The organism is Paenochrobactrum pullorum, assembly GCF_041929845.1.
Lineage (GTDB): Bacteria > Pseudomonadota > Alphaproteobacteria > Rhizobiales > Rhizobiaceae > Paenochrobactrum > Paenochrobactrum pullorum.
Genome location: NZ_JBHEEH010000011.1, coordinates 1 through 13,451 on the forward strand (window position 1 = coordinate 1; position 13,451 = coordinate 13,451).

The following is a 13,451-nucleotide window of genomic DNA, read 5'->3' on the forward strand; positions in this document are numbered from 1 at the left end:
TTCAACCATGCGGAAACTTAGCGGAAAGCGGAAATACAGCCACACCGCTTCCGCGATAATCTCGGCAGGAAAACGATCGCGGTGATAAAGAGATGGGCGGCTGTCGGTCATTCCCTATTATCGCTGCAGATGTTTACGCCGAAACTAAGGGAACAGAGCCAGAATTACATGTTCATATGAGTTTCAATGAATAATTTATGAGTATTAATCGAAGGTTATATCCTTTTAATTTCTGCATTGATTTAATTATTGCAATTATTTCATTATTTAAAGTGGATTATACTGAAGGATGGAAATTAAAACCCTCGAATTTAATTTAATGCCCATCATTTTTTTTCCGTCTATTCTGGTAAGACTGGTATAAGTTATTAACAGCCAGTATAAATGATCTTGCTGTCATGCAGGCGCGATTTAGTTATGATACACGTTTTATACTGATCCCAATTGGACGCCTCGCTCTAATATAGCTTGAAGACAGCTGATAGAGTAAAATTGTCTGGGTATTATTGTTCATTATTTACTGTAATTTTAGGAATGCGCTGCTGACGTCTGATACAACAAGACTGGTACTGTCATTCTAGTTCGACTTACCTTGAATATGCTAGTGTATGTGTCGAATTTTTCAATTCCACTCCATATAATAATGATCTTCCGCCGCTGATATGAAGTTACGAACCGGTGGTATATAATTTTTTGGACGGATTGGACTAGCTAATTCTTTATTCAACAGGGGCGAACGCAGCTGACGTCTTTCCGGATCCGGAACGGGTACAGCCTCTAAAAGCATTTTCGTATATGGATGCTGAGGGTTATTGAAAATTACGGAACGTGGGCCAATTTCCACGATTTCACCAAGATACATGACGGCTACACGATGGCTGACACGTTCTACAACGGCCATATCATGTGAAATGAATAAATAGGCGATGTTCATTTCATCTTGGAGATCCAGCATAAGATTGATGACTTGCGCTTTCACCGAGACATCGAGGGCTGAAACTGCTTCATCAGCAACAATCATTTGAGGGGACAAGGCCAAGGCGCGTGCGATACAAATTCTTTGTCTTTGACCTCCGGAAAATTCATGCGGATAGCGTTCAAACATAGATGCTTGTAAACCTACCCGCTCTAATAAATCCTCTGCCTTAAGACGCGCATCTTCATAAGTCGCTAAGTTGTTTACTAAAAGCGGCTCAATGATCGAGGCTCCGACATTACGTTTTGGATTGAGGCTGGAAGCAGGGTCTTGGAAGATCATCTGCATTTGCTGGCGCTTTGCCCGCATGGCTTTTTGATCAAGATTTAAAATATCTGTGCCGTTGAATTTGATTTGCCCTTTCATTGGCTCGAGAAGCCTTAAGATTGAGCGGCCTGTTGTCGATTTTCCGCAACCGGACTCGCCAACCAAAGCAAGGGTTTCACCAGCTTTAAGCTGAAAGGATACATTTTCAACAGCATGTACACGTCCGACTGTGCGGTTAAAAAAACCACCCGTGAGATTGAAACGTGTTGTAAGGCCGCAAATGTCTAATAATGGTTGAGCATCTTGTGATACTGTGTTTCGTGTTTCTGGCGGTGTTTTTGTGATGCCGGTTGTGTGGTCAACAATTGGAAAACGCTTTGGTAAAGTAGCGTTTTCCATTGAACCTAATCTTGGAACCGCTGACAGAAGTGCCTGTGTATAGGGTTTTTCAGGCATAGAAAATATTTTTTTGGTGTCATTCGTCTCAACAACACGGCCATGATGCATCACGACAGTTTTATCAGAAATTTCGGCAACAACACCCATGTCGTGGGTGATGAAAAGCACAGACATGTCATCTTCATCTTGCAGTTCTTTAATGAGTGACAAGATTTGCGCTTGAATGGTGACGTCGAGTGCGGTTGTTGGCTCATCCGCGATCAGTAGTTTAGGACGGCTGGCTAGTGCCATGGCAATCATAATGCGTTGGCGCATGCCACCTGATAATGTATGTGGATATTCATCGAAACGACGGGTTGCATCAGGGATACGAACGCGATCTAATAAACGGAGCGTTTCTAGGCGCGCTTCTTGTTTGTTCATATTGCAATGCAACAATAAAGCTTCACTGATCTGCGTGCCGATTGTGTGCACAGGGTTCAGAGAAGTCATTGGTTCTTGGAAAATCATTGCCATTTCGCTTCCGCGAAATGCACGCCGCTCCTCAGTGGATAATGTATTGAGGTTATATCCATTAAAGTTGACCAAGCCGGAGCTGATTGACTGTGTAGCTGGAAAAAGTCCCATGATTGTCATGGCGGACACACTTTTTCCCGAACCGGATTCTCCAACCAACGCAACGGTTTCACCTTTAATGACATCAAAGGAAACGTCGTGAACAACTTGTGTCCAGCTTTTATCGTTGCGAAATTTGACCGTTAAATCTTTTACGGAAAGAAGAGTGGCAGACTTTGCTAATATGTTCATCGGATCGCCGCCTTTCTCATTGAGTATTGATTTTCGGATCAAGGGCATCACGCAAACCATCTCCGAGGAAGTTAAAAGAAGTTACGGCGAGTGTAATGGCGAGACCTGGAATAATGGCTAACCAAGGAGCGCTGGTGAGATAGCTTTGGGCACTGTTTAACATGTTGCCCCAGCTTGGAGTTGGGGGCTGGATGCCAAAGCCGAGAAAGCTGATGTAACTTTCAGCTAATATGGCATGCGCTACATTCAAAGTGGCAGCCACAACAATAGGTGCGATTGCGTTGGGCAGTATTTCTCTCAACATAATACGTTTGTTCAAGGCACCATAGGATTGAGCGGCCATCACATAATCTCGGTTACGTAATGAGCGGGTTTGTGCTTCCACAACGCGAGCAACTTCCATCCATGAGGTGAATGCGATCAGCAAAATGATTGAGGGAATTGATGGCGAAATCATCGCTGAAATGGCGAGTAGTAAAAAAATTGATGGAAAGCATAACATTGCATCGACAACACGCATTAAAATTGCACCGATTGCTCCGCCATAAAAACCAGCAACTAAACCAACACAAATACCGATGACCATGCTGACAAGCATCGCGGAAAAGCCAATTGATAGCGAGATACGCCCAGCCATCAACAAGCGTGCAAGTATATCACGGCCCATTTGGTCGGTGCCCAATATATGTGTGCCACTAAATGGTGCCGCAAAGCGTTGCTTGATATCAATAAATGTATCTGAATAAGGCAGGAGCAGAGGTCCTATCGCGCAGGCCAGTGCCATAAAAATGATGGTTGCGAAGCCGAATGTTGCCAAGCGATGCTGCATAAATCGTTTTATGAAAGGGCTTTGCAACAAGCTACGACGTGATGGTGTGATTGTCTCAACGGTGGTCATCGTGCTACCTCGAAATACGCGGATCGGCGACACTGTAAAATATATCCGCAAGCAGACTGCCAAGAATGACGAGGACTGCTGCGAACATCAAAATTCCCATGACAACGGGGTAGTCGCGATAGCTTATAGAGTCGAGAAATAAGCGTCCCATGCCCGGCCATGCAAATACGGTTTCTGTCACAAGCGCGCCCGATAAAAGGCTTGGAATTTGTATGCCGGCAATTGTAATCATTGGTAAGAGTGCATTGCGCATTGCATGATGCAGCAAAATATTGCGCTCGCTTACACCCTTGGCGCGGGCGGTACGGATATAGTCTTGATTAATGACATCAAGCATTGAGGAGCGCATATAACGGCTCCATATAGCTGTGGAGACTAAGGCCAAGACAATGGTTGGCCCAATAAGGTGATGGAGGCGATTAAGAAATGAGCCATCACCGATTGTGTAGCGATTACCTGCAGGTAGCCATCCAAGATCGACCGAGAAAACATAGATAATAACCAAGCCAAACCAAAATGTAGGAATGGAAAGTGCAATCATTGTCCCGATAGTAGTGATACTATCAAAAAGCGAATAGCGTCGGATCGCCCCGATTGTACCAATCCAAATTCCTAGTATGACCGCAAGGAAGGTTGAGGCGAGCATCAATTCGAAAGTTGCACCAAGATGCGAGAATATAACATTCAATACTGGTTGTTTATCGCGATATGATACCCCCCAGTCGCCTTGAAGCATACGATAAAACCATTCGAGATATTGTACCGGTAGTGGGCGGTTTAACCCTAGCTGATCAGCTAGACGATCTAAGTCTGCTTGGGTCATGCTGCCATCAGCTGCAAACTGAGAAAGCGGGCCCCCTGGAGCCATATGCAATATAGTAAAACCGATTATCGATACGATTATCAGTAATACAACCGCTTGTGCTAAACGTTGAAGAACAAATGTGCTCACGTCGGAAACCCGCTTTTTATTTTAATTAACTGAATTTACGCTTGCCAATACCATTGCCCCATATTCCATGCATTTTGACGGGCATTGATATTTGGGCGGAAACCTTGCAGGCCATTTTTGATGCCTTCGATTGGTGCGTATTGAAAGATTGGGAGTATTGGTAACTCTTCACGCGTAATTTTTTGAAGGCGGTGGTATAGCGCCTTGCGTTCTTCTGCATTGAAACTGGCTTGAGCATCACGCATTAACTTGTCGGCTTCTGCATTTTGCCATTGCATATAATTGCCGCCACTCCCGCCTTTGATCGGAATTGCATCGCTGGCAAAACGGGCTGCGGGATCTGGATCCATGCCGGTGCGGAATGCTGTGCCAACCAGCAGCGATTCAAATTGTGAGCGTACATAAAAATCACCCCAGATTACTGCTGCTGGCATATTGGAAATTTTTAGTGCGACACCGATTTTTTCCCAATCTTGCATAAGTAGTTGCTGAACTTGTTCACGAATTTCGTGGCCAGTGGTCGTTGAGATCGTGAATTGTAGAGGGATACCATCTTTACTGCGAATATTGTTGGTGCCAATTGCCCAACCAGCTTCGTCCAGCAGCTTATTCGCATGGTCTGGATCATATGTTTGCGAAGGCAAGTCAGGATTGTAAGCCCAGGACTCTCGGGGCATAAAAGATTCTGTACCCTCGGGTACGCCATAATAAAGAGCATCGATAATGGCCTGTTTATCCATGGCATAATAAAGCGCTTGCCGAACTGCCTTATCGCGCATTGCAGGATGCTCCATATTGGGCATAACGCATTCGATGTTGCCGCTTGGCGAAATGAAGACCGTCTGATTGGTCAGTTTTTTTGCTTCTTCATAGAAATTTTGAGGAATGCCTGAAATAATGACTGTATCAACCTGACCGGTGCGGAATTGTGCATAGAGAGCAGTCATGTCTGGGACATATTTGAGAACTGCCTTAGCCATATAAGGCCCGTCACCATGATAGTTTTCATTTGCAGTTAAGGTGATGTTGTCGCCTGGTGTGCGGCTTTCCCATTTGAATGGGCCTGTTCCGACAGGAGCATTGTTGAATGCTGTTACATTCGGATCAGCTTCGCCATCCAATAAATGTTTAGGTACAATTTGTGTATTGGCCATCAGAGCAAGATAAGGTGAAAAGGCTTTTGACATTCTCCATGAGATTTCATGTGTGCCTTTGACCTTTATCTCTGTGATTAACTCATGGCCTACTCGTGTTCTGGAACGAAAGCCGTCAGCATTGATGAGGTTTAGTGAAAACTGAACATCTTCTGCTGTGAAGGGTTGACCATCATGCCATTTGACATTTTCCCGTAAACGGACTGTCCAAAGGAGGCCATCTTCAGCAATGCCACCATTTTCAACGGACGGAACTTCAATTGCCAAATCTGGCATTAAAGTCCCATCCGGCTGAGCAACCCATAAAGTATTGAAAACATTAGTCCATACGACCTCGTCAACTTCAACGCCTGGCATCAAAGGGTGAAAGGCGACCGGCTCTTGCGACAGGCCAACAATTACCACGCCTGTTGGCTTGGAAGGCGGAGTGCCTGCATTGGATGATGATTGTGCCAATGAGGGCAGTCCCCATGCTACAGACGCAAGCCCCCCAATGCCCAGCCCTAAAAAATGACGACGATCAATTTTGTTTTGATTGGTGATGTTTTTATGAGTGCTCAGTTTCATTATGACTCCCCCTCTATAAAAGCGCATGGTTGAGCGAAATTATTAAATGAAAATTTTCACTATAATGAAATTTATGTCAAGCTCGTTTGTTGTTATTTGAATTCCGTGTCGCCTAAAAAATTTTATAAGTTGAATTTTATTGTTGTTTTACAATTATTTGGATGGTATATCTATATGTATTGATGTCAAATGAGTTGCTTTTTTATTTTTATGTGATTTATATATTTTCAATATAGTGAAATAGACGTGAAAAATGATGGTTGATTTAAAACAGAAAGAAAGTGACGTTCCACAGCAGGAGCGATCAGAAAAAATCGGTCAGCGTTTGCGAGAGTTGCGTGCGGAACGAAATATGACAATTTCGGATTTGGCCGACGCAGCAGGGGTTTCTTCAGGGTTAATCAGTCAGATTGAGCGTGGTAATTCAAATCCCTCTATGAAGACGATGGAAAAACTACGTGACGCATTGGGTGTTAATGTCTGGGAATTTACAGATATGACCCAGTCAAGACTTGTCGCGGATCCTTCGTTCGTTCGTCGTGCAGATAGCCGGCCTAAAATTGTGGTTGGTACCAACGGTTTTTCTAAAGAATTACTGTCTCCACAATCTAATCATAATATGCGTTTCATGATCCTGACGTTGCCCCCTGGTGCACGTAGTGAAGATGTGTTGAGCGGGCCGGGGAATAAAGGTGGATACGTATTGGAAGGTACGGCTTTGCTGACAGTGGGATCTGAAACAGCAGAGCTGGCTACGGGCGATAGCTTTCAATTTTCCAGCAGTCTTAATCATAATATCGAGAATCCGGGCGCGGATACAACGCGGATTATTTGGATAATCGGTATCCACGATTCTCATCTTTAATAGCTGAAAATTCACACTAAACGCTTAGCATAAGGGTAACTGTTTCTATGATTATACGCCACGAAAATATCGGCCGTTTGAGTAAGGTTTTGGTTGCAAATGGTTTTGCATTTATGTCTGGTTTGACAGCAAAAGATCGCAGCGGAGATGTCGCTCAACAGACAGCGGATATTCTTGCACAGATAGATGCTTATCTTGCGATGGCAGGTACCGATAAAACAAAAATCGTTAATGCGAATATCTGGCTTAAAGATGTTGGCGATTTTAATGCGATGAATGGCGCATGGGAAGCATGGGTTGATCGTGATGCGACACCAGCTCGCGCAACTGTAGAATCTCGTCTGGCAGCAGATGATATTCTCGTCGAAATTCAGGTTCAGGCACTCGTCTGATTTTTCATTCCAATGAGTGGTTATTAATCACGCGGAGATAAGGTCTGTGCAAAAAGATAGCATAATCCCATCTGAGCAGTCTTGGTGGCTGGATGAAGCGCTGAAGGCAGAAGGGAGCATTTCTTCTGCTGCACCACTGATTGGGAAGGTTGAGTTTGATGTAGCAATCGTGGGGGGAGGCTTTACGGGGCTTTGGACTGCGATTGCTCTTAAAGAACGTGCACCCGATTTAAAAATTGGTTTGATTGAAGCATCGATTTGTGGAGCAGGCGCCAGTGGTAAAAATGGCGGTAAGGTTCATGGATATTGGGCTAGTCTTCCTGGAATGGTACAGACAATAGGTCGTGATGCGGCACTTGCTGTTGCGCGTGCCGGAACAAAAGCTCAGGATGGTATACGAACTTTTGTGACAGCTCCGGGGCGGGATGTTTGGTGGCGCGAAGCCGGCAATGTTCGTGTTGCTACAACAAAAACTCAGGAAGCAAAGATCCTTCCACATGTGAAAGTTGCACAAGAATTAGGTGTTGGTGATACTGCACAGGCACTGACACAAGAAATGCTTGCCGATTACTGTTCTTCGCCGGCGTTTCTAAGTGGTATGTATTTGCCGGAAGGTGCCAATGTTCAGCCTGCTCGGCTAGCTCGTGCCTTACGGAAGGCTGTCATTGAATTAGGCGTATCGGTTTATGAAAATACCCCTATGCTGGGTTTGGATAAGGGGACGATTAATCGGTTACGCACTCCGCAAGGCGAAATTCTTGCGCGTGATATTGTCTTGGCAACGAATACTGCCTTGGCAAAAGAGCCGGATATGAAGCCACATTTAACGGTTTTCTCCAGCTATGCTTTAATGACAGAACAAGCGCCAGATAAGTTGGAGGAAATGGGATGGACAGGGGATCAGGGGATCGCTGATCTGCGAATGTTCGTTCATTATTTTCGTAAAACCGCAGATGGCCGTATGTTGATGGGTTCCGGTTCTGGACCAATTAGCTTTAATGGCAATTTTACAGCGCCTGAACTGACAAATGATCTAAGTTCTGCGCAACGAGCTGCCAGCGGACTAAGGCGATTATTGCCGATGCTTAATGATACTGGGATTGCAAAGGTGTGGGGTGGTGGGATTGAAATTTCTGCCGATAGATTACCTTTTTTCCGTACACGACCAGGAACTCGGATTCATTATGGATGTGGTTATTCAGGCCATGGTGTGAACCCTACCTATATTGGCGGGCAGTGTTTGGCCTCACTTGTGCTAGATATTAAGGATGAATGGACAAGTTTGCCGTTTTGTACTCGATCGGTGCCTAAATTGCCACCGGAACCATTCCGTACTATTGGTGGTCGATTGGTACGTAAAGCAATCATTACATGTGAGGAAGCTGATGAAAATGGTGTGCAGGCACCTTGGGCGATGCGTGCTGCAGCAGCAATACCGCGTGTCCTTGGGTTAAAAATTGGCACACGCTAAATGTAGGCCTTAATCACTTATGATGTTGCCGCCATAAGTGATAATATCAGGATACAACGCAATGGGGGTCGTGAGTTGCTTGTCCGGTTTGTAGCTCAAAAGTCGTGCAAGCTTTAGAGCTCAGCGAGGATACCGTCAGCCACTGCTACTTACGCACCCCCGTTCAGATGCTCGAACGCCGCCACTTTGCTGAAGCCAGCCGAACAAATTTGCCCTGACCTCCGCCTTAATCTCGAACTGTACGGGACGTACGGTTTCCTGCTGGATGATCATTACTTGTGTTCATATCTCTTGGCCCGTGATGAGAATTTCGCTCTTGATCTTAACGAGATCGAAACTTTGTAGTTTGCTTTCGATTGTGAGATTGAGCTGTCCTCGGTCTCGCATGCGCAGTTCCCTATCGAGAGAGGGCCATACAGGGATAAACGGTATTTTATATCTGAATCATCAGCTTACCGCATATTGAAGGCGGCAGACCTGATAACGGCACCTGATTACGTGGTAATAAAGGCAGCCAAGGAATTCCACGATAAAGCCAGCCTTGTAAGCGTCAGGCTGTGATCAGGCCGTTGTTCGCAATAAGCGTCGCTTACTCAGTGATAATGGCTCTTGTTACATCTTGGGGGGAGCTGAATGATTGGATGAACAAAAAATGCCGCATATCCGCGGATCTCCCTTCCACCCCCAAACCCAAGGGAAAATCGAACGCTGGCATCAGACCATGAAAAATCGCTTTCTATTAGAAAACTATTGCCTGCCAGGAGATCTCGATCACCAAATCTGAGCCTTCGTGGAATATTACAACAATCAGGGTTACCACGAAAGTCTAAGTAACGTCACAGCTGCTGACGTCTACTTCGGACGCGATAAGACAATTCGGAGAGAAAGGCAGAAAATCATAAATCTGACTATTCGACAACGCCGCTTGCAACATTAAAAACAAGCCGCATAATGAAGCATTAAATCAAACCAGAGGCTTCAAAACTCAAAATGCTCTGATGTCCCATTTTATATGACGACGAGCAATCCATTCAAAATGCATCCGTCATCAACGCGTGGTTTTCAAAGTTTTTTCGCGAAAAATGGATAAAGGCGTGACATTTATTCTTTTTGTTCAGATCGTGAAGATTGATTTCTGTCCTTAACCGAAAATGGACAATTTGATAATTCAAAATCAATGGGTTCTTTGCCTGGCAGGGCACTAAAGCATCTCTCCCAAAAGTGGGCATCGGTTTTGGGATAAAGACATGCGTAAAAACAACTGTTAGAGTAAGCGGAGTGGATAAGATAATGTGCTACACGCTCTAGTGTCCGTTCTTGCAATCAGTAAGTTTTTCTTGGATAGCTCTAAAAATATTTAAAACCTCATTCAGCTATTATTTTGTCTTTTTATTCTTTATAATAAATCATCAGGCATTTAAATTATCAATAGACAAGAATCCCAATGCCTGATGCTATTTGTTATCAAATATTAGATAATCTCATTGCTTACGTAACGGTGAGAAATTTTAACTCTACGGCACTCGAAAAGTCTTTGCTGACTTCACTTACAATTCCGTTCTCAATAGCTAAATCATCAACCAGATTAAGCTTCATTTGATCTGAGCCCTCTGAGAAGTTCAAATCTTTTAAATCTACCCAGACAATGTTCGGGCGGGTGGTCGATTCAAAAACATATCGTTTGTTTGTCAGGTCAATGATGGTTTGCCATAAAGTTTGCGATGCTTCCGGTGCCTCTGGATCCGGAATTCTGAACGGCTGAGCCGTGTTGCGCATGATACTCAACATGGAGGCAACCGCCTGGACCTGATTTTTGGCTTCAGGCAAACGGCTGACATAATAGCTGGCTCGTGCAAAACGATCAGTTGCTTTCGTTGAGCCTGGCAATGGTTGTGAACCACCAAAGCCATTAATTTCTTTAAGTATTTTCAGTTGCTGATCATAGGTTGGTGAATTAGTCATCACCTTATAATCGGCACTATGATAAACAACAGGGTTCCCGGCAACATATTCTATAATACAGGAGTCACCCGTTGCATCTTCAATCGCCAGATGCAAAGCAGGCGCGACGCCTCCTGTCGGATCTTTCATTTGTACAACTTGCACATTTGTCTCTTTAACCCATGCAACGGCTTGCGCAACGGTTGCAAAATTATCGAGGAAATATTGGAGCCAGATGGCTTGGCTGAGTTTAGGCCGATCTTGGTTTATTTCACCATAATCGGATTCTGTCAGCCATAGAATATGCCCTGCAAGACCGGCTTCGTTCACACCATCTACTGAAATCATATCGAAACATGTTGCGACGACACTTCCGTATTGGGAGGTCCACTTCAGATCTCCGTAAACGCCATCATTTCTTTCGATACCTCGTGGTTGCGTCCAAAGATTTGTCATAAGATCTTTATGAAAATCCATATTTCTGCCAACGATCACTAAGCCTTGCGTGTCGGACCAAAGAACTCGCGTGCACATATTCACCCCACACCGTATAAAGATTTATAATTATTCCTCATATACGTTAGATAAGTTATTGAATTAATCAATCATCATCTAATTTTTTCAAAATAAAATATGAAAATTACAGATGAGAAAACCACTGGCAGACTTGAGCCAATATGCCTGCGCATAGTGCTTTATATTTATCTGCCATAGTCTAAAAAGATGTATGAATAACGGTTGTATATCACGACGCATAAAAGATTTTTATGGGCGGACTAACAGCTGACCTATGCAATTATGTATCTATTGTCGCGATCGGATTTTTGCCGATTGTGAACCAATTGATGACTGCCCTTTTTATATATGCCTTTAGCTAAAAACATGGGTGCCAGCAGCCAACCGGCACCAGCAAAAAAAGATAAGCATCCATGCGTTGCACATTTTGGCTGCCTTCATGTCGTTCAGCGAATGCATAATAAAGCTATTGGGTATTTCGTTGCTGGGCTATTCGCGTTGCTGGTAGCAACACTGTGAGGTTGGCTATCCAATCTAAGAAACAGTAATAAAGACTTTTATTAAATAAAATATCTTTGTCGAACGCTTAATATTCTTAAGTTTCCGCTTGCCTGCTTTACGAGTATGCACTTTAATAAGATTCGTCATACTTATTGAGGGGAACTACATTGAATAAATTCATTCGTTCGCTTGCAATGTCTCTGGCTTTGACAATTTCAGCTACTGGAATTGCGACAGCTGAAACCAAACTTAATTTCGCATGGCCAGTTAATGTCGGCCCTCTCAATCCGCATCTTTACACGCCTAATCAAATGATCGGACAGAATATGGTCTATGAGCCATTGGTCCGCTATATGAGCGACGGTAGCGTGCAGCCATGGCTGGCAGAGTCATGGGAGGTTGAAGATGGCGGCAAAACCTATATTTTCAAACTCCGTGAGGATGTTAATTTTTCAAATGGTGAAGTTTTTGATGCCAAGGCTGCAAAAGAAAATTTTGACGCTGTTTTGGCAAACAGAGAACGACATGCATGGCTCGAGCTTGCCAATCAGATTGTTTCCGCCGAAGCGATTGAACCGCACAAGCTAAAGCTAACGCTTAAAGGTGCCTATTACCCGATTCTTCAGGAATTGGCTTTGCCGCGTCCGTTCAGATTTATTGCGCCTTCTCAATTTAAAGACGGCGGTACAAAAGATGGTATCGTTGCACCGGTTGGCACCGGACCATGGAAGCTCACGGAAACAAAGCTTGGCGAAAAGGATGAATTTGTCCGCAATGATCTCTATTGGGGCGCCAAGCCTGAATATGAACATATTACGGTAAAAGTCATTCCTGATCCAAATACGCGTGCTATTGCATTTGAGACAGGTGAAGTTGACTTTATCTATGGATTGGACGGGCCACTTTATCCTGATACATTTCAACGTTTCAAAAACATGGGACTCTATACGACAGAATTATCTGATCCGATGGAAACCTGGGTTTTTGCGATTAACACAAAGACCGGGCCAACGCATGATCTTTCTGTAAGGCAGGCAATCAATCATGCTGTCAATAAGGACAAGATGATTGATAAGGTGCTTTATGGTACCCAAAAGCGAGCGGACACGCTTTTCTCAACCAACGTCCCTTATGCCGATATCGGCCTTAAACCATATGAATATGATGTCGGCATTGCGACAGGCCTTCTGGATGAAGCGGGCTGGAAAGAAGCCAAACCGGGAGATATTCGTCAGAAAAACGGGGAACCACTAACCGTTGAGCTGAACTTTATTGGCACCGATGCAATCGCAAAATCAATTGCCGAAGTTGTTCAGGCTGATCTTCGACAGATCGGAATTGATGTCAAACTGACCGGGGAAGAAGAAAGCAGTGTTTATGCACGTCAGCGTGACGGTCGATTTGGTTTGATCTTCAATCGTACATGGGGCTCGCCTTTTGATCCTCATGCGTTTGTAAGTTCAATGCGTATTCCCTCCCATGCAGATTTTCAGGCACAGCAAGGATTGGCAGATAAAACGGAAATCGATGCCAAAATCGGACAGGTCTTTACGACAGGTGATGAAGAAACCAGAAAACAACTATATAAGGACATTCTGACCCGTCTGCATGAAGAGGCTGTTTATCTGCCGCTCACATTTGTGACAGCAATTGCCGTTGCAAAGCCGGAAGTTGGCGTAATTCCATTTGGTGCAATGTCGAGTGAAGTACCTTTTGAACAACTCAAGCCAAAAGCAGATTAAATG

Annotated in this window: 9 protein-coding genes and 2 pseudogenes; 5 read left to right on the forward strand and 6 right to left on the reverse strand. The window is 44.3% G+C overall.

The features are described 5' to 3' along the window. From JNC77_RS13430 to JNC77_RS13450, 5 genes and pseudogenes are all read right to left on the reverse strand, one after another. Positions 1–111: pseudogene (locus JNC77_RS13430) on the reverse strand (IS6 family transposase); the annotation flags it as partial. A 511-nt stretch (positions 112–622) separates the two neighbouring features. Beyond that, positions 623–2,449, reverse strand: a complete 1,827-nt coding sequence (locus tag JNC77_RS13435; protein ID WP_374833490.1) for an ABC transporter ATP-binding protein — start codon at positions 2,447–2,449, stop codon at positions 623–625. A gap of 16 nt (positions 2,450–2,465) precedes the next feature. Continuing rightward, positions 2,466–3,347: an ABC transporter permease gene (locus JNC77_RS13440; RefSeq protein WP_374833348.1), complete on the reverse strand. Its 882-nt coding sequence runs from the start codon at positions 3,345–3,347 to the stop codon at positions 2,466–2,468. 4 nt (positions 3,348–3,351) lie between these two features. Beyond that, entirely contained in the window at positions 3,352–4,299 is a 948-nt protein-coding gene (locus JNC77_RS13445) for an ABC transporter permease (RefSeq protein WP_374833350.1), read from the reverse strand. A 35-nt stretch (positions 4,300–4,334) separates the two neighbouring features. After that, positions 4,335–6,020, reverse strand: coding sequence for a peptide ABC transporter substrate-binding protein (locus JNC77_RS13450; protein ID WP_374833352.1), 1,686 nt, complete (start codon positions 6,018–6,020; stop codon positions 4,335–4,337). A 253-nt stretch (positions 6,021–6,273) separates the two neighbouring features. Here JNC77_RS13450 and JNC77_RS13455 point away from each other — a divergent pair, with 253 nt between their 5' ends. The 4 genes and pseudogenes from JNC77_RS13455 to JNC77_RS13470 all read left to right on the forward strand — a co-directional run. After that, positions 6,274–6,885: a helix-turn-helix domain-containing protein gene (locus JNC77_RS13455; protein ID WP_374833354.1), complete on the forward strand. Its 612-nt coding sequence runs from the start codon at positions 6,274–6,276 to the stop codon at positions 6,883–6,885. Positions 6,886–6,932: 47 nt separating this feature from the next. After that, positions 6,933–7,277 (forward strand): RidA family protein, encoded by a 345-nt coding sequence (locus JNC77_RS13460; RefSeq protein ID WP_374833356.1) that lies wholly within the window; start codon positions 6,933–6,935, stop codon positions 7,275–7,277. A 46-nt stretch (positions 7,278–7,323) separates the two neighbouring features. Then, complete coding sequence (locus JNC77_RS13465) at positions 7,324–8,748, forward strand: NAD(P)/FAD-dependent oxidoreductase (RefSeq protein ID WP_374833358.1); 1,425 nt, start codon at positions 7,324–7,326, stop codon at positions 8,746–8,748. 420 nt (positions 8,749–9,168) lie between these two features. Then, positions 9,169–9,685: pseudogene (locus JNC77_RS13470) on the forward strand (integrase core domain-containing protein); the annotation flags it as partial. A 551-nt stretch (positions 9,686–10,236) separates the two neighbouring features. Here JNC77_RS13470 and JNC77_RS13475 read toward each other — a convergent pair. Next, a complete protein-coding gene (locus JNC77_RS13475; protein WP_374833360.1) occupies positions 10,237–11,223 on the reverse strand; it encodes a linear amide C-N hydrolase in 987 nt (328 codons plus the stop codon). A gap of 677 nt (positions 11,224–11,900) precedes the next feature. Between JNC77_RS13475 and nikA the strand changes: the two genes are divergently transcribed. Then, positions 11,901–13,448, forward strand: coding sequence for a nickel ABC transporter substrate-binding protein (gene nikA, locus JNC77_RS13480; RefSeq protein ID WP_374833492.1), 1,548 nt, complete (start codon positions 11,901–11,903; stop codon positions 13,446–13,448). The last annotated feature ends 3 nt before the right edge of the window (positions 13,449–13,451 follow it).